The sequence below is a fragment of the Cereibacter sp. Soil_C_27 genome (genome assembly GCF_057657095.1).
Genome location: NZ_JBDGJD010000002.1, coordinates 781,924 through 797,628, shown reverse-complemented (window position 1 = coordinate 797,628; position 15,705 = coordinate 781,924). Strand labels below are relative to the sequence as shown.

Annotated in this window: 14 protein-coding genes; 8 read left to right on the top strand and 6 right to left on the bottom strand. The window is 68.5% G+C overall.

The genetic code is table 11. The features are described from left to right. The first annotated feature begins 39 nt into the window (after nucleotides 1-39). The 3 genes from ligA (at nucleotide 40) to AC3A5Z_RS10875 (ending at nucleotide 4,606) form a co-directional block, all read left to right on the top strand. Entirely contained in the window at nucleotides 40-2,154 is a 2,115-nt protein-coding gene (gene ligA, locus AC3A5Z_RS10885) for an NAD-dependent DNA ligase LigA (protein ID WP_487519361.1), read from the top strand. After that, nucleotides 2,151-4,238 carry an ATP-dependent DNA helicase RecG gene (recG, locus tag AC3A5Z_RS10880; protein ID WP_487519360.1) on the top strand — a complete coding sequence of 696 codons (2,088 nt, stop codon included), beginning with the start codon at nucleotides 2,151-2,153 and terminating at the stop codon, nucleotides 4,236-4,238. The genes ligA and recG overlap by 4 nt, the downstream gene beginning before the upstream one ends. Before the next feature lie 245 nt (nucleotides 4,239-4,483). Beyond that, entirely contained in the window at nucleotides 4,484-4,606 is a 123-nt protein-coding gene (locus tag AC3A5Z_RS10875) for a hypothetical protein (protein ID WP_487519359.1), read from the top strand. 108 nt (nucleotides 4,607-4,714) lie between these two features. On the opposite strand, the gene AC3A5Z_RS10870 is transcribed toward AC3A5Z_RS10875, so the two are convergent. Next, nucleotides 4,715-5,152 carry an iron-sulfur cluster assembly scaffold protein gene (locus AC3A5Z_RS10870; RefSeq protein ID WP_487519358.1) on the bottom strand — a complete coding sequence of 146 codons (438 nt, stop codon included), beginning with the start codon at nucleotides 5,150-5,152 and terminating at the stop codon, nucleotides 4,715-4,717. Nucleotides 5,153-5,218: 66 nt separating this feature from the next. Between AC3A5Z_RS10870 and hisI the strand changes: the two genes are divergently transcribed. Continuing rightward, nucleotides 5,219-5,578 carry a phosphoribosyl-AMP cyclohydrolase gene (gene hisI / locus AC3A5Z_RS10865; protein ID WP_487519357.1) on the top strand — a complete coding sequence of 120 codons (360 nt, stop codon included), beginning with the start codon at nucleotides 5,219-5,221 and terminating at the stop codon, nucleotides 5,576-5,578. A gap of 53 nt (nucleotides 5,579-5,631) precedes the next feature. Here the strand turns inward: hisI and gluQRS are convergent, their stop codons facing one another. The 4 genes from gluQRS to gyrA are packed head-to-tail and all read right to left on the bottom strand — an operon-like array spanning nucleotide 5,632 to nucleotide 10,855. Next, nucleotides 5,632-6,468, bottom strand: a complete 837-nt coding sequence (gene gluQRS / locus AC3A5Z_RS10860) for a tRNA glutamyl-Q(34) synthetase GluQRS (RefSeq protein WP_487519356.1) — start codon at nucleotides 6,466-6,468, stop codon at nucleotides 5,632-5,634. Beyond that, nucleotides 6,456-7,787, bottom strand: a complete 1,332-nt coding sequence (gene trmFO, locus AC3A5Z_RS10855) for a methylenetetrahydrofolate--tRNA-(uracil(54)-C(5))-methyltransferase (FADH(2)-oxidizing) TrmFO (protein ID WP_487519355.1) — start codon at nucleotides 7,785-7,787, stop codon at nucleotides 6,456-6,458. Before trmFO ends, gluQRS begins: the two co-directional genes overlap by 13 nt. A 21-nt stretch (nucleotides 7,788-7,808) precedes the next feature. Beyond that, nucleotides 7,809-8,132 carry a hypothetical protein gene (locus AC3A5Z_RS10850; RefSeq protein ID WP_487519354.1) on the bottom strand — a complete coding sequence of 108 codons (324 nt, stop codon included), beginning with the start codon at nucleotides 8,130-8,132 and terminating at the stop codon, nucleotides 7,809-7,811. Beyond that, the gene (gyrA, locus tag AC3A5Z_RS10845) at nucleotides 8,129-10,855 is read right to left on the bottom strand and encodes a DNA gyrase subunit A (RefSeq protein ID WP_487519353.1); all 2,727 of its coding nucleotides are present in this window, start codon (nucleotides 10,853-10,855) and stop codon (nucleotides 8,129-8,131) included. The genes AC3A5Z_RS10850 and gyrA overlap by 4 nt, the downstream gene beginning before the upstream one ends. 206 nt (nucleotides 10,856-11,061) lie before the next feature. Here gyrA and AC3A5Z_RS10840 point away from each other — a divergent pair, with 206 nt between their 5' ends. Beyond that, the gene (locus AC3A5Z_RS10840; protein ID WP_107664856.1) at nucleotides 11,062-11,325 is read left to right on the top strand and encodes an usg protein; all 264 of its coding nucleotides are present in this window, start codon (nucleotides 11,062-11,064) and stop codon (nucleotides 11,323-11,325) included. 23 nt (nucleotides 11,326-11,348) lie between these two features. Here AC3A5Z_RS10840 and rocF read toward each other — a convergent pair whose 3' ends face one another. Then, complete coding sequence (gene rocF, locus AC3A5Z_RS10835) at nucleotides 11,349-12,278, bottom strand: arginase (RefSeq protein WP_136792435.1); 930 nt, start codon at nucleotides 12,276-12,278, stop codon at nucleotides 11,349-11,351. Between the two features lie 151 nt (nucleotides 12,279-12,429). On the opposite strand from rocF, the gene AC3A5Z_RS10830 reads away from it, so the two are divergent. The 3 genes from AC3A5Z_RS10830 to AC3A5Z_RS10820 all read left to right on the top strand — a co-directional run bounded on the left by AC3A5Z_RS10830 (nucleotide 12,430) and on the right by AC3A5Z_RS10820 (nucleotide 15,702). After that, nucleotides 12,430-14,400 (top strand): heme lyase CcmF/NrfE family subunit, encoded by a 1,971-nt coding sequence (locus tag AC3A5Z_RS10830; RefSeq protein ID WP_487519352.1) that lies wholly within the window; start codon nucleotides 12,430-12,432, stop codon nucleotides 14,398-14,400. Then, entirely contained in the window at nucleotides 14,397-14,867 is a 471-nt protein-coding gene (locus AC3A5Z_RS10825; protein WP_107664859.1) for a cytochrome c-type biogenesis protein, read from the top strand. Before AC3A5Z_RS10830 ends, AC3A5Z_RS10825 begins: the two co-directional genes overlap by 4 nt. A gap of 61 nt (nucleotides 14,868-14,928) precedes the next feature. After that, a complete protein-coding gene (locus tag AC3A5Z_RS10820; protein ID WP_487519351.1) occupies nucleotides 14,929-15,702 on the top strand; it encodes an enoyl-CoA hydratase-related protein in 774 nt (257 codons plus the stop codon). The last annotated feature ends 3 nt before the right edge of the window (nucleotides 15,703-15,705 follow it).

Below are 15,705 nucleotides of genomic sequence, written 5' to 3'. Positions count from 1 at the left end.
CCGTCTCCTAAACCATCTGGGACGGAACGGAGAACCCCCATGGCCGAGGCGAAGGCAGTCGATCAGTTGACCGAGGCGGAAGCCCGCAAGGAGCTTGCGCGTCTGGCCGAAGCCCTGGCGACGGCCAATACTGCCTATCATACGCTCGACGCGCCGGAGATCGACGACGCCACCTATGACGCGCTGAAACAGCGGAACCGGGCCATCGAAGCCCGGTTTCCGGATCTGACCCGCGCCGATTCTCCCAGCGAGCAGGTCGGCGGCGCCCTGGCGGAGGGATTCGCCAAGGTCCGGCACGAGGTGCGGATGCTGAGCCTCGAGAATGCCTTCGAGGTGGCGGAGGTCGACGATTGGGCCGAGCGGATCCGCAAGTTCCTCGGCCATGTCGGCGATCTCGGCTTCACCGCCGAGCCCAAGATCGACGGGCTCTCGCTGTCCCTGCGCTACGAGAAGGGCAAGCTGGTCCAGGCGGCGACGCGGGGCGATGGCGAGACCGGCGAGAACGTGACCGAGAACGCCCGCACCATCGCCGATCTGCCGAAGGAGCTGCAGGGCGCGCCCGAGGTCCTCGAGGTGCGGGGCGAGGTCTACATGACCCATGCCGATTTCGCCGCGTTGAACGAGCGCCAGCAGGCCGCCAATGCCCGCAGCTTCGCCAATCCGCGCAATGCCGCCGCGGGCTCGCTGCGCCAGCTCGACCCGGCGATCACCGCCGCGCGGCCGCTGCATTTCTTCGCCTATGCCTGGGGCGCGCATTCCGAACCCCTGGCCGAGACCCAGCACGCCGCCATCGCCCGGCTGAAGACGCTCGGCTTTGCCACAAACCCGCTGACCCGGCTCTGCACCGGGCCGGAGGAGCTGATGGCGCATTACGCCGAGATCGAGCAGCAGCGCGCGACGCTCGGCTATGACATCGACGGCGTGGTCTACAAGGTCGATGACTTAGCCCTGCAGCGCCGGCTCGGCTTCCGCTCGTCCACCCCCCGCTGGGCCATCGCCCACAAGTTCGCAGCCCAGCTGGCCTGGACAGTGCTGGAGGGGATCGACATCCAGGTGGGCCGCACCGGCGCGCTGTCGCCGGTGGCGCGGCTGAAGCCGGTGACGGTGGGCGGGGTCGTGGTGCAGAACGCGACGCTGCACAACGAGGATTACATCGCCGGCCGCGACAGCAAGGGGCAGGAGATCCGCGGCGGCAAGGATATCCGCATCGGCGACTGGGTGCAGGTCTATCGCGCCGGCGACGTGATCCCCAAGATCGCCGATGTCGATCTGGAGAAGCGCCCCGCCGAGGCCGTGCCCTACGCCTTCCCGACGCTCTGCCCCGATTGCGGCTCCGAGGCGGTGCGCGAGCCGGGCGATGCGGTCCGGCGTTGCTCGGGCGGGCTGATCTGCCCGGCGCAGGCGGTGGAGCGGCTGAAGCATTTCGTCTCGCGCAACGCCTTCGACATCGAGGGGCTGGGGGCGAAACAGGTCGAGGCCTTCTACAAGGATGGCTGGATCCGCCAGCCCGCCGATATCTTCACGCTGCGCGACCGCTTCGGCAGCGGGCTGCAGCAGCTGCAGAACCGCGAGGGCTGGGGCAAGAAGTCGGCGGAGAACCTTTTCGCCGCCATCGAGGAGAAGCGGCGCATCGCCTTGAACCGGCTGATCTTCGCGCTCGGCATCCGCCATGTCGGCGAAAGCTCGGCGGCGCTCCTGGCGACGCATTACACCTCGTGGCAGGCCTTCGAGGCGGCGATGACCGGGGCCGAGGTCGGGCAGGGCGCGGCCTGGGAGGATCTGATCTCGATCGACGGGGTCGGCGCCGTGCTGGCGGCCTCGCTGGTGACGGCTTTCCATCAGGAGGCGGAGCGCGGGGCGATCGACGCGCTGGTGGCGCATCTGACGGTGGAGGATGTGACCCGCCGCGCCCCGGTGAACAGCGCCGTGGCAGGCAAGACCGTGGTCTTCACCGGCACGCTGGAGAAGATGAGCCGCGCCGAGGCCAAGGCGCGGGCCGAGGCGCTGGGGGCCAAGGTGGCGGGTTCGGTCTCGGCCAAGACCGATCTGGTGGTTGCGGGGCCGGGGGCCGGCAGCAAGGCCAAGCAGGCCGAGGCGCTCGGCGTCGAGATGATCGACGAGGACGCCTGGATCGCGCTGATCGGCGACGCATGAGCCGCCCGGAGGTCCTGTTCCCGCTCTACGCCGGGCTGGAGACGCTGGAAGGGGTGGGGCCGAAGACTGCCAAGGCCTTTGCCGGGCTGGGGGTGGAGAAGCCGAAGGACCTGCTTTACCTGCTGCCGCATTCCGGGGTGGACCGCGAACGGCGCAATTCGGTGCGCGATGTGGTGCCGCCGGTGACGGTGACGGTGGAGGTCACCATCGGCAGCCATTTCCCGTCGCGGCGCAAGGGCGGGCCCTACCGCGTCATGGTGCGCGACGCGCAGCTGGAGTTCCAGCTGGTGTTCTTCCATGCCCGTGGCGACTACCTCGCCACGCTGCTGCCCACCGGGCAGAAGCGCATCGTTTCTGGCCGGGTGGAGATCTTCGACGGCATCGCCCAGATGGTGCATCCCGACCATATCCTGCGGCCCGAGGAGGCGGGGGAGCTGAAGGGCTACGAGCCGGTCTATCCGCTGGCGGCGGGGCTGACGCAGAAACTGGTCACCCGCGCCGCCGCCTCCGCAGTGGCCCGCGCGCCGGAGCTTGCCGAGTGGATCGACCCCGGCCAGAAGGCGCGCGAAGGCTGGCCCGACTGGCTCGACGCGATCCGTTCCGTGCATGCCCCCGCCTCGCCCGCCGATCTGGCCTTCACTGCCCCGGCGCGGATGCGGCTCGCCTATGACGAGCTCTTCGCGCACCAGCTGACGCTGGCCTTGGCCCGCGCCTCGCTGCGCAAGGGGAAGGGCATGGTAAGCCGCGGCACCGAGGCGCTGCAGGCGAAGGTGCTGGCGAGCCTGCCCTACAAGCCCACCGCCGCGCAGAGCCGCGCCGTGGCCGAGATCGCCGCCGACATGGCGCAGCCCTCGCGGATGAACCGGCTGCTGCAGGGCGATGTCGGTTCGGGCAAGACGCTGGTCGCCTTCCTCGCGCTGCTGATCGCGGTGGAGGCGGGCGGGCAGGGCGTGATGATGGCCCCGACCGAAATCCTCGCCCGCCAGCATGTCGAAAGCCTGGCGCCGCTGGCCGAGGCGGCGGGGCTGCGGCTGGCGCTCTTGACCGGGCGCGACAAGGGGGCCGAGCGGGCGGCGAAGCTCGCGGCGCTGGCCTCGGGCGAGATCGGCATCCTCGTGGGCACCCATGCCGTCTTCCAGAAGGGCGTCGAGTTCCGCGACCTGCGGCTTGCGGTGATCGACGAGCAGCACCGCTTCGGCGTGTCGCAGCGGATGGAGCTTGGGGCCAAGGGGCAGGCGGCGGATGTGCTGGTGATGACGGCGACGCCGATCCCGCGCAGCCTGGCGCTGGCGAGCTATGGTGACATGGATGTCTCCGTGCTCGACGAAAAGCCCGCAGGCCGCAGCCCGGTGAAGACCGCCGTCGTTTCGACCGAGCGGCTGGACGAGGTGGTGGCCAATCTGCGTCAGCGCGTGGCGGAGGGGCGGCAGGCCTATTGGGTCTGTCCTCTGGTCGAGGATAGCGAGGTGGTGGATTACGCCTCTTCCGAGGCGCGTTTCCAGCATCTGCGCGCGGCCTTGGGCGAGGGGGTCGTCGGCCTCGTCCACGGGCAGCTGACGCCCGCCGAGAAGGACGCGGCGATGGCGCGCTTCGTGAGGGGCGAGACCAAGGTGCTGGTGGCGACCACGGTGATCGAGGTCGGGGTGAACGTGCCCAATGCCTCGATCATGGTCATCGAGCGGGCCGAGATCTTCGGCCTCGCCCAGTTGCACCAGCTGCGCGGCCGGGTCGGGCGCGGCGCGGCGCAATCGACCTGCCTGCTGATGTACCAGCCGCCACTCTCGGAAACCGGCGAGCGCCGGCTGGCCATGCTGCGCCAGACCGAGGACGGCTTCCGCATCGCCGAGGAGGATCTGGCGATCCGCGGCGCGGGCGACCTGATCGGCACGGCGCAATCCGGCCTGCCGCGCTTCCGCGTCGCCGATCTGGAGCGGCAGGCGGGGCTGATGGCGGTGGCGCAGAGTGACGCCCGGAAGCTGCTGCACGACGATCCGAAGCTGGAGAGCCCGCGCGGCATGGCGGCGCGCAGCCTGCTGTGGCTCCTGGATCAGGACCGCGCCATCCGGCTGATCTCCATCGGCTAGGCGCGCCGATGTGGATGCGCTGGCCGGGTCTGGAAGACCTTCCCGGTCTCTGGACGCGTCTCCTGCTGGGGAAATATCCGTTATATCTCAAAGCATTGTCGTCGCCTGAAGCCCGATGCGGGGCTAGGCGGATCGACATCTCAGCCAGCCGCTCCGAGCCTCCCGCGTTAAATGTTCTTAAAAAGTTCTTTACAGAACCCCGAATCAATGAGAACAATAGAGGAACATCACAGGGAGAACACGCCATGATGACCGAGTTGAAGGCCCTTCTGACCCGCTCCTCCGCCACGCTGCTTGAAGACGCCGTGGGCGTCGCCTCGCTGTTCTCGCTGCTGATCGCCGCGCTCTACCTGCCAAGCGCGCTCTGAGTTTCCTGCCTGCGGTCTGTCCCGCGCATTCCCCAAGGATGCCGATCTGCCTGTCCCGACAGACACGCCACTGGCCGCCGCCGTCACCCGACGCGCGGCGGCTTTTTTTTAGTCTGCGGCGGCACCCGCCATCGCCTCGGCGGCGGCTTCCAGCGGCAGCAGGATCGAGGCATGACGGTTGCGGTAGTCGCGGGCGGGCAGAAGCACCTCGAACCCGTCGAAGGGGGCTGCAGGCACTGGCCCGCCCTCCTTCAGCATGGCGCGCAGCGCGTCGCGCGCCGCCTCCACCTCGGCCAAGCTGCGGCCCTGCAGCACCCGCCCCATGACCGAGGCCGAGGCCTGTCCCAGCGCGCAGGCCTTCACGTCCTGCGCGAAGTCCGCCACCCGCCCGTCCTTCAGCGCCACATCCACCGTCACCGTCGAGCCGCAGAGCGGCGAGCGCCGCTTGGCGGAACCCTGCGGCGCGGGCAGGCGGCCCAGATGCGGAATGTCGGCAGCCAGTTCCAGAATGCGGCCCGAGTAAAGCTGGATCAGATCGTCGCTCATGGCTTCCCTCTTTGCCGTGCCGGCTCTAGATAGGCCTCCGCCCGCCCTTTGCAAAGGATGCTTGCCATGGTCTTCGATTCCCAGACGCTGCGCTATGACGCGAACGGCCTGATCCCGGCCATCGCGCAGGATCACGCGACCGGCGAGGTGCTGATGTTGGCCTGGATGACGGCCGAGAGCGTCGCCCGCACGCTGGAGACCGGCAAGGTCACCTACTGGTCGCGCTCGCGTCGGGCCTTCTGGGTGAAGGGCGAGACCTCGGGCCACCTGCAGCGGCTGATCGAGATGCGGGTGGATTGCGACCGCGACTGCCTCCTGGTTCTGGTCGATCAGGCGGGCCCCGCCTGCCACACCAACCGCCGTTCCTGCTTCTACACCGCGTTGCGCGACGGCAACGAGGTGGAGATCCTGCAGCCGATGGGGTGAAGGCAAAAGTCTTCAGAAGACTTTTGCCAAGATCCTTCTGAAGGATCTTGGCCTCAGAACCCGACCATGCGGCGGATGTCTTCCGACGTGCAGCCTTCGGCGCGGTAGAGCGCCAGTGCCCGCCCGTCGTCGCGCTTGGCCAGCCGCTTGCCTTCGGCGTCGCGGATCAGCCGGTGGTGGTGGAACCGCGGCGGCTCGTGGCCAAGCAGCCGGTGCAGAAGCGCATGGATCGGTGCCGCCTCGAACAGGTCTGCACCGCGCACCACCTCGGTCACGCCCTGCGCCGCATCGTCCACCACGACCGACAGGTGATAGGAGGTGCCCATGCCGCGCCGTGCCAGCACCACGTCGCCGACCGTCTCGCACATCGCCTCGGGGCTGATATGGTGGAGGCCGCGATGCTCCGGCCCGGTCTCCTCGAAGCTGAGCGGCCCTGCCACCTGCAGCGCCGCCGCCATGTCGAGCCGCACCGCATCCTCCGGGCCGAGCCCCGCCATCGACCGCCCCCGGCAGATGCCCGGATAGACCGGCCCGTCCGGCCCATGCCCCTCCTGCGGCGCGGAGACCGCGGCGCGGATGTCGGAGCGGGTGCAGCGGCAGGGGTAGGTGAGGCCCATCTCCGACAGCCAGTTCAGCTCGCGCCTATACTCCCCCAGCCGCTCCGATTGCCGCAGCACCGGTTCGGGCCAGTCGAGCCCCAGCCAGTGCAGATCCTCGAAGATCTGCGCCTCCCACTCCGGCTTGCTGCGTCCTTGGTCGATGTCCTCGATCCGGAGCAAGGCCATGCCGCCCTCGGCTTCGGCCCGCTGCCAGGCGGTCAGGGCCGAGAAGGCATGTCCCAGATGCAGCGGCCCGGTCGGGGACGGGGCGAAGCGGGTTACGAAAGCCATGCGGTGAAGGCAGTTTTCGCGCGGTCGGTATAGGCCTTGTAACGGTCCTTGCGGCCGCGCCTGCCGCCCTTCGCCTCGATCGGCGGGAAGAGCCCGAAGTTCACGTTCATCGGCTGGAAGGTCTTCGCCTCGGCCCCGCCGGTGATATGGGTGATGAGCGCGCCGCTCGCGGTCTCCGGCGGCGGCGGGGGCACGTCGCGCCCGAGGATCTCGGCCGCGGCCATCCGGCCGGCGAGCAGACCCATCGCGGCGCTCTCCACATAGCCCTCGACCCCCGTCACCTGTCCGGCGAAGCGGATATGCGGTTTCGACTTCAGCCGCATCTGGTCGTCCAGCAGCGTCGGCGAGTTGAGGAAGGTGTTGCGGTGGATGCCTCCGAGCCGCGCGAAGCTCGCGTTCTCCAGCCCTGGAATCATCTTGAAAACAGCGGTTTGCGCGCCGTATTTCATTTTGGTCTGGAAGCCCACCATGTTGAACAGCGTGCCCAGCTTGTTGTCGCGGCGCAGCTGCACCACGGCATAGGCCTTCACATCCGGGCGATGCGCGTTGGTCAGCCCCACCGGCTTCATCGGCCCGAAGCGCAGTGTCTCGCGCCCGCGTTCCGCCATCACCTCGATCGGCAGGCAGCCGTCGAAATAGCCCGCGGTCTCGCCCTCATGAAACTCGGTCTTCTCGGCGGCCAGCAGCGCGTCGATGAAGGCCTCGTATTGCGCCTTGTCCATCGGGCAGTTCATGTAGGCGGTCTGTTCCTCGACCGTCTCGCCCTTGTCGTAGCGCGACTGCATCCAGGCCACCGACATGTCGACGCTCTCGGCATAGACGATGGGGGCGATGGCGTCGAAGAAGGCCAGCGCCTCGGCCCCGGTCTCGGCGCGGATCGCCTCGGCCAGCGTGCCGGAGGTCAGGGGGCCGGTGGCGATGATCCAGTGCCCGTCGGAAGGAAGCGCGGTAACCTCCTCGAAGGACGTGGAAATCAGCGGATGCGCCAACAGCTTTTCCGTCACCGCCGCGGCGAAGGGATCGCGGTCCACGGCCAGCGCGCCGCCGGCCGGCAGGCGATGCGCCTCGGCCATGGCCATGATCAGCCCGCCCGCAGCGCGCATCTCCCAGTGCAGGAGGCCCACCGCATTGCGCTCGTCGTCATCCGAGCGGAAGCTGTTCGAGCAGACCATCTCGGCGAAATGACCGCTGCGATGCGCGAAGGTGCCGACCTTGGGGCGCATCTCGTGGATCACCACGCGCACGCCCATGTTCGCCGCCTGCCAGGCGGCCTCCGACCCGGCCATGCCGCCGCCGACGATGTGCAATACCTGTTCCATCGCGTCGATGTAGCCTCTGGTTCAAGGGTTGAAAAGGGCGCGTCGCTGGGCGCTCACGAAGGCTTCGGCCTCCAGCCCGGCATCGGCGCCGTCATAGAGCCCGAGCGCCCGCGCCGTGGCGAAGAAGCCCGGGGCGGGCAGACCGCCCGCCAGCCGCCCCTCGCAGAGCGCGGCGCGCAGCGGGCGACCGGCGGCCGCATCCTCGGCCATGGTCGCCTCAAGCGCCGCGGTCAGCCGGGTGATGCTGCCCGGGCCGGGGATCGCCAGCTGCCGGGCCAGCGCGCCATAGCTCAGGGTCTCCCGCCGCGCCGCCAGATCCTCCAGCGCCGCGGCGAGCGGGCTCACGCTTCCTCGTCGCCCTGATCGGCGATGCGCGCGACCGAGACGACCTCCTCGCCGGAGCCGGTGTCGAACACTTTCACCCCGCCTGCCGAGCGCGAGCGGAACGAGATTCCGTCCACCGGAACCCGGATCGACTGGCCCGTGGAGGTGGCGAGCATGATCTGGTCGCCCATCTCCACCGGGAAGGAGGCCACCAGCCGCCCGCCGCGCATGGTCTTCTCGAAGGCGGTCACGCCCTGACCGCCACGCCCGCGCACCGGATAGTCGTGGCTCGACGAGATCTTGCCCTGACCGCGGGCCGTGATCGTCAGGATCAGGTCTTCGGTCGCCGACATCTCGGCATAGCGCGTTGGCGAGAGCTGACCCGCCTCGACGCTGTCGTCCTCCTCGTCGGTCTCGGCCTCGGCAACATCGTCGGTGACGCCCGCCATCAGGCGGCGCTGCTTGAGATAGGCCGCGCGCTCGGCCGGTTCGGCCTCGAAGTGGCGGATGACCGACATCGACACCACGCGGTCGCCCTCGGCCAGACGCACGCCGCGCACCCCGGTGGAATCGCGGCTGGAGAAGACCCGCAGATCGGTGGTCGGGAAGCGGATCGCCCGCCCGCCTGCCGTCACCAGCATCACGTCATCCTGCTCGTCGCAGATCCGCGCGTTCACCAGGCTGACGCTCTCGGGCAGCTTCATCGCGATCTTGCCGTTTCGCTTGACGTTGGTGAAGTCGCTCAGCCGGTTGCGCCGCACGTCGCCGTCCGAGGTGGCGAAGACGATCTGCAGCGCATCCCATTCCGCCTCGGGCTCGTCCACCGGCATGAGCGCCGCGATCGAGATGCCCGTGGAGATCGGCAGGATGTTGACGATCGCCTTGCCCTTGGCCGTGCGCCCGGCCAGCGGCAGGCGCCAGCACTTCAGCGAATAGACCATCCCGTCGGTGGTGAAGAACAGAAGCTGCGTATGGGTGTTGGCGACGAAAAGCGTGGTGACCACGTCGTCTTCCTTGGTCGCCATCGAGGCCAGCCCCTTGCCGCCGCGCCTCTGGCTGCGGAACTCGGCCAGCGGCGTGCGCTTGATCCAGCCGCCGGAGGTGATGGTCACCACCATGTCCTCGCGCTCGATCAGGTCCTCGTCGTCCATGTCGCCGGCCCAGTCGACGATCTCGGTGCGGCGCGGGATGGCGAAGAGTTGCTTCACCTCGCGCAGCTCATCCGAGATGATCGCCATGATCCGCTCACGGCTGCCGAGGATGTCGAGGTAGTCGCGGATCTTGGCGGCGAGATCCTGCAGCTCGTCCGTCACTTCCTTGACACCCATCGCGGTCAGGCGCTGCAGCCGCAGTTCCAGAATGGCGCGGGCCTGAACTTCGGACAGGTTGTAGGTGCCGTCCTCGTTCAGCTTGTGGCTCGGATCGTCGATCAGCATGATGTAGGGCGCGATGTCCTTGGCCGGCCAGCGCCGGGTCATCAGCTTCTCGCGCGCCTCGGCCGGATCGGCGGAGGAACGGATGGTCGCCACCACCTCGTCGACGTTGGAAACGGCAACTGCCAGACCGCAGAGGATATGGCTGCGCTCGCGGGCCTTGCGCAGCTCGTAGGCGGTGCGCCGGGCCACGACCTCCTCGCGGAAGGTGATGAAGTAGCTCAGGAAATCGCGCAGCGTCAGCTGCTCGGGCCGGCCGCCGTTCAGGGCCAGCATGTTGCAGCCGAAGCTCGTCTGCATCGGCGTGAAGCGGTAGAGCTGGTTCAGCACCACATCCGGCGTCGCGTCGCGGCGCAGCTCGATCACCACGCGGACGCCGACGCGGTCGGATTCGTCCTGCACATGGGCGATGCCCTCGATCTTCTTCTCGCGCACCTGTTCGGCGATGATCTCGATCATCCGGGCCTTGTTGACCTGATAGGGCACCTCGTCGATGATGATCGCGTAGCGGTCCTTGCGGATCTCCTCGATCCGGGTCTTGGCGCGGATGATGACCGAGCCGCGCCCCTCGAGATAGGCCTTCCGCGCGCCGGAGCGGCCGAGGATGGTGGCCCCGGTCGGGAAGTCCGGCGCCGGGATGATCTCCATCAGCGCTTCCATCGAGATGTCGGGGTCTTCGATCATCGCCAGCGTGCCGTCGATCACCTCGCCCAGATTGTGCGGCGGGATGTTGGTCGCCATGCCGACGGCGATGCCACCCGCGCCATTGACCAGCATGTTCGGGAAGCGCGCGGGCAGGACGGTCGGCTCGCGGTCCTTGCCGTCGTAGTTGTCCTGGAAATCGACGGTTTCCTTGTCGATATCGGCCAGCAGGAAGGCCGCGGGCTTGTCCATCCGAACTTCGGTGTAGCGCATGGCCGCCGCGTTGTCGCCGTCCATCGAGCCGAAGTTGCCCTGACCGTCCAAGAGCTTGAGGCTCATCGAGAAGGGCTGCGCCATCCGCACCAGCGCGTCGTAGATCGAGGCGTCGCCATGGGGGTGGTATTTCCCCATGGTGTCGCCGACCGGACGGGCCGACTTGCGGTAGGGCTTGTCATGGGTGTTGTTGGTCTCGTGCATCGCGAAGAGCACGCGCCGATGCACCGGCTTCAGCCCGTCGCGCAGATCGGGGATGGCACGGCTGACGATGACGCTCATCGCATAGTCGAGGTAGGCCGTCTTCATCTCTTCGGCGATGGAGACCTGCGGGCCGAGGACGGGCGCTTTGCCCATTTCTTCATCGTTGTCAGTGTCTTCAGGACGATCTGTCACGTCGGGCGCTCTTTCTGCAACGGCTCAATATCTAGTCGGCGGGACTATAGACCATCGCGGATATAGGGTGCAATGCCGGGTCTTCTCTTGGGCGGGGAGGAGGAATGAGCAGCCGGGGGCGATGAGTGCCAACACGTTGTTCTTGTTGAAATTCTGCGGAACTGGCGCATCATTTTCCCTGCAAGAAACCCCACAGGGAGCCAGAGATGCGCGAGACGGAGCTGATGCTGAAGGGTTACGGGCTGACCACGGCGGAGTTCATCTACCGGATGCCGGATTACCGCAACGTGCTCAACACCTATCTCTGGCAGGAGTATGACGTCGCTCCGGATTACCCCGCGCTGTTCCGCTTCATCGAATTCTGGCAGGAAAAGCTGGAAGGCCCGCTGCATTCGGTCCGCTTCACCCACCGCAAGCTGATCGCGCCGGGCGAATGGCGCAACGTGGTGGGCGAGTTCCGGCTGCACTGAGCCGCCGGAAGCTCGCGGCCCGATCAGCCGAAGCTGCGGGTCGGCCGGTCGAAGACCTTGCGTCCCATGGCCGAGGCCACCAGATCGACCATCAGCCGCGCCGTGCGACCGCGCTCATCGAGGAACGGGTTCAGCTCCACCAGATCGAGCGAGGTCATCAGCCCGCTCTCGTGCAGGAGCTCCATCACCAGATGCGCCTCGCGCACCGTCGTCCCGCCCGGAACCGTGGTGCCGACGGCGGGGGCATGGGCGGGGTCGATGAAATCGACGTCGAGCGAGACATGCAGCAACCCGTCCGCCGCCCGCACCTTGTCGAGGAAGCCGCGCAGCGGGGCGCAGATGCCGAACTCGTCCAGCACCCGCATGTCGTTGATCGCGATGTCATGCAGCAGCAGCGCCGCATGTTCCTCGGGATCGACCGAACGGATGCCGAAGAGGCAGATCTGCTCGGCGGGCAACGGCGCCGGGAAGGGCGGGAAATCGTCGAACCCCTCGCGCCCGGCGATATAGGCCACAGGCGTGCCGTGCAGGTTGCCCGAGGTGGTGGAGAGCGGCGTGTGGAAATCCGAATGTGCGTCGAGCCAGAGCAGGAACAGCGGGCGCCCCTGCGCCTTGGCATGGGCCGCGGCCCCCGAGACCGAGCCGAGCGCCAGCGAATGATCGCCGCCGAGGATGATCGGAAAGCCGCCCGCCGCAAGCGCCGCTTCGGTCGCCTCGTGCAGCGCCGCCGTCCAGCCCAGCGTCTGGGGCAGGGAATGCACCACCGGGTTGGCAGGCCGCGCCTCGGGCAGGGCGCCCAGGGCCAGGTCGCCGCGATCCTGCACCTGGTGGCCGAGATCGGTCAGCACCTGCGGCAGACCCGCGACGCGATAGGCGGCAGGCCCCATCAGGCAGCCGGGACGGCGCTGGCCGGAATCGATCGGCGCGCCGATCAGGATGCAGGTCTTCTTCATCGGTCCCTCCAGTTGCAGGCCCCGCCGTTACAGCATGAAACTCCGCCGACCGCACCCGGCATAACATATTCAAAATCGCATGATGGGCGGAAAGCCCCATTTCACCCGCGCCACTTCGAAGGTAAGGTCTCGCCAAACCGGAGGATTGCCGATGATCGTCGAGCTTGGACATTTTGCGCTGATCCTGGCGCTGGCCGTGGCGCTGGTCCAGTCGACGGCGCCGCTGATCGGCGCGCACAAGCGCTGGTCGGGCTGGATGGCGGTGGCCGAGCCCGCGGCGATGACCCAGCTCCTGCTGATCGGCTTTTCCTTCGCGGCGCTGACCTATGCCTTCGTCACCTCCGACTTCTCGGTGCGGCTGGTGGTGCTGAACTCGCATACGCTGAAGCCCTTGATCTACAAGATCAGCGGCGTCTGGGGCAACCACGAGGGCTCGCTGCTCCTCTGGGTGCTGATCCTCGCCCTGTTCGGCGCCTGTGCCGCGGCCTTCGGGCAGAACCTGCCGCCGACGCTGCGGGCGCGGGTGCTGGCGGTGCAGGGGATGATCGGCGTGGCCTTCCTCGCCTTCCTGCTCTTCACCTCCAACCCCTTCCTGCGTCTGGCCGAACCGCCCTTCGATGGCGAAGACCTGAACCCGCTGCTGCAGGACCCGGGCCTCGCCTTCCACCCGCCCTTCCTCTACCTCGGCTATGTCGGCCTCTCGATGGCCTTTTCCTTCGCCGTGGCCGCGCTGATCGAGGGCAGGGTCGACGCCGCCTGGGGCCGCTGGGTGCGGCCTTGGACGCTGGCCGCCTGGATCTTCCTGACCATCGGCATCGCGCTGGGAAGCTGGTGGGCCTACTACGAACTGGGCTGGGGTGGCTTCTGGTTCTGGGACCCGGTGGAGAACGCCTCCTTCATGCCCTGGCTGATCTCGGCGGCGCTGCTGCACTCGGCCATCGTGGTGGAAAAGCGCGAGGCGCTGAAGAGCTGGACCATCCTGCTCGCCATCCTCGCCTTCGGCTTCTCGCTGATCGGCACCTTCATCGTCCGCTCCGGCGTCATCACCTCGGTGCATGCCTTCGCCAACGACCCCGAGCGCGGCGTCTTCATCCTGCTGATCCTCGGCATCTTCATGGGCGGGGCGCTGACCCTCTTCGCCGCCCGCGCCAGCGCCATGGAGGCGAAGGGCGTCTTCTCGATGGTCAGCCGCGAATCCGCGCTGGTGCTGAACAACCTGCTGCTGGCGGTGGCCTGTTTCGTCGTCTTCATCGGCACGATCTGGCCCTTGGTGGCCGAGCTCGTCTGGGGCCGAAAGCTCTCGGTCGGGGCGCCGTTCTTCAACGCGGCCTTTACCCCCTTCATGGTGGTGATCGCCATGGCCATGCCACTGGGCGCGGTGCTGCCCTGGAAGCGGGCGCAGCTCGGCAAGGGCATGGCCTCGCTCTGGGGCGCGCTGGCTTTGTCGGTCGCGCTCGGCGCCTTGATCTTCGCGCTGCAGACCGGGCGCTCGGCGCTTGGCCCGGTGGGGGCGGCGCTCGGCGCCTGGGTGGTGTTCGGCGCGCTCTCCGAGCTCTGGCTGCGCACCGGGCGCGGCAGCATCGGCGCCCGCATCGGCCGCATCGGCCGGCTGCCGCGCGCTGACTGGGGCAAGGCGGTCTCGCATTCCGGGCTCGGCGTCACGGTCTTCGCCGTGGCCGCGATCAACGCCTGGCAGGTCGAGGATATCCGCGTGGTGCAGGAGGGCGAAAGCTTCCCGCTGGGCAAGTACAGCGTGACCCTCGCCGATGTGCGCGAGATGCAGGGTCCGAACTACATGACCACCATGGCCGCGATGGAGGTCCGCGACGGCGACCGGCTGATCGCCACGCTGCACCCCGAGAAGCGGATCTACCCGGTCGCCGCCATGCCCACCACCGAAGCCGGGATCGACTATGGCATCACCCGCGACCTCTATCTGGTGATCGGCGACCCGCAGGCGAACGGCGGCTGGGCGGTGCGCAGCTACATCAAGCCCTTCGCCAACTGGATCTGGGGCGGGGCGATCCTGATGGCGCTCGGCGGCGCGCTCAGCCTCAGCGACCGGCGCTACCGCGTCGCTGCCGGGGCCCGGCACAAGGTCAGCGCGGTGCCCGCCGAATGAGACTGCGCGCCCTTCTCCTCGCCCTCTGCCTCGCCACCCCGATCTTCGGGACCCCGGTCTTTGCCGTCCAGCCCGACGAGATCCTCTCCGACCCGGCGCTGGAAGCGCGCGCCCGCGACCTGTCGCAGGGCCTGCGCTGCCTCGTCTGCCGCAACGAGAACATCGACGACAGCAATGCCGAGCTTGCCCGCGACCTGCGGCTTCTGGTGCGCGAACGTCTGGTGGCCGGAGACACCGATCAGGAGGCGCTGGATTTCATCGTCGCGCGCTACGGCGAATACGTGCTCCTGAACCCGACCAGCGGCGGCGCCAACCTGATCCTCTGGATCGCCGGTCCGGCGATGCTTCTGGGCGGGCTTGGCCTCGCCGCCGTCTACCTGCGCCGCCGCCGCTCGGCCTCGGATGCCGGCACGGCGAAGCTCACCCCCGAGGAGCAGGCCCGGCTGAACGAGATCCTGAACGACTGACGCACCGTCGCGCTTTCCCGGGGGCACCCGACGGCTATGCTGGCGGGCAAACGGGGGCCCCATGTATCAGACCATTCTCCAGACCGAAGCCGACGGCATCGTCACGCTCACCCTCAACCGGCCCGAGGTGATGAACGCGCTCTCCTCCCGCCTGCGCGAGGAGTTGCTGCAGGCAATCACCCGCCTCCCGGAAACCGCCCGCGTCCTGGTGCTCACCGGGGCCGGGCGCGCCTTCTGCTCGGGCCAGGATCTGGCCGATGCCGCGGCCCTCGGCGCCCCGGATTTCGAGCGCGTGCTGCGCGAGGAATACGAACCGCTCCTGCGCGCGCTCTCCGACTGCCCGCTGCCGACCATCGCCGCGGTGAACGGTGCTGCGGCGGGGGCAGGGGCCAATCTCGCGCTCGCCTGCGACGTGGTGATCGCCGCCGAGAGCGCCAGCTTCATCCAGGCCTTCACCCGCATCGGCCTGATCCCCGACGCGGGCGGCACCTACTGGCTGCCGCGCCAGATCGGCGCCGCGCGGGCGATGGGCGCGGCACTCTTCGCCGAGAAGATCCCGGCGCGGCAGGCCGCCGACTGGGGCATGATCTGGGAAGCGGTGCCCGACGCCGATTTCGCGGCCCACTGGCAGGCTCGCGCCGCGCATCTGGCCAAGGGCCCGACCGCCGCCTATCGCGCGGTGAAACAGGCGCTGCGGGCGAGCCAGTCGAACGACCTCGACGCCCAGCTCGCGCTCGAGGCCCGGCTGCAGGGCCAGTGCGGCGCGACCGACGACTTCCGCGAAGGCGTCGCGGCCTTTCTCGAAAAACGCCCGGCGAGCTTCACCGGGCGCTGAGGC

Bases quoted from the DNA above. Each gene is read 5' to 3' on its own strand.
- ligA (WP_487519361.1), top strand. From the start codon at position 40: ATGGCCGAGGCGAAGGCAGTCGATCAGTTGACCGAGGCGGAAGCCCGC.
- recG (WP_487519360.1), top strand. From the start codon at position 2,151: ATGAGCCGCCCGGAGGTCCTGTTCCCGCTCTACGCCGGGCTGGAGACG.
- AC3A5Z_RS10875 (WP_487519359.1), top strand. From the start codon at position 4,484: ATGATGACCGAGTTGAAGGCCCTTCTGACCCGCTCCTCCGCCACGCTG.
- AC3A5Z_RS10870 (WP_487519358.1), bottom strand. From the start codon at position 5,152: ATGAGCGACGATCTGATCCAGCTTTACTCGGGCCGCATTCTGGAACTG.
- hisI (WP_487519357.1), top strand. From the start codon at position 5,219: ATGGTCTTCGATTCCCAGACGCTGCGCTATGACGCGAACGGCCTGATC.
- gluQRS (WP_487519356.1), bottom strand. From the start codon at position 6,468: ATGGCTTTCGTAACCCGCTTCGCCCCGTCCCCGACCGGGCCGCTGCAT.
- trmFO (WP_487519355.1), bottom strand. From the start codon at position 7,787: ATGGAACAGGTATTGCACATCGTCGGCGGCGGCATGGCCGGGTCGGAG.
- AC3A5Z_RS10840 (WP_107664856.1), top strand. From the start codon at position 11,062: ATGCGCGAGACGGAGCTGATGCTGAAGGGTTACGGGCTGACCACGGCG.
- rocF (WP_136792435.1), bottom strand. From the start codon at position 12,278: ATGAAGAAGACCTGCATCCTGATCGGCGCGCCGATCGATTCCGGCCAG.
- AC3A5Z_RS10830 (WP_487519352.1), top strand. From the start codon at position 12,430: ATGATCGTCGAGCTTGGACATTTTGCGCTGATCCTGGCGCTGGCCGTG.
- AC3A5Z_RS10825 (WP_107664859.1), top strand. From the start codon at position 14,397: ATGAGACTGCGCGCCCTTCTCCTCGCCCTCTGCCTCGCCACCCCGATC.
- AC3A5Z_RS10820 (WP_487519351.1), top strand. From the start codon at position 14,929: ATGTATCAGACCATTCTCCAGACCGAAGCCGACGGCATCGTCACGCTC.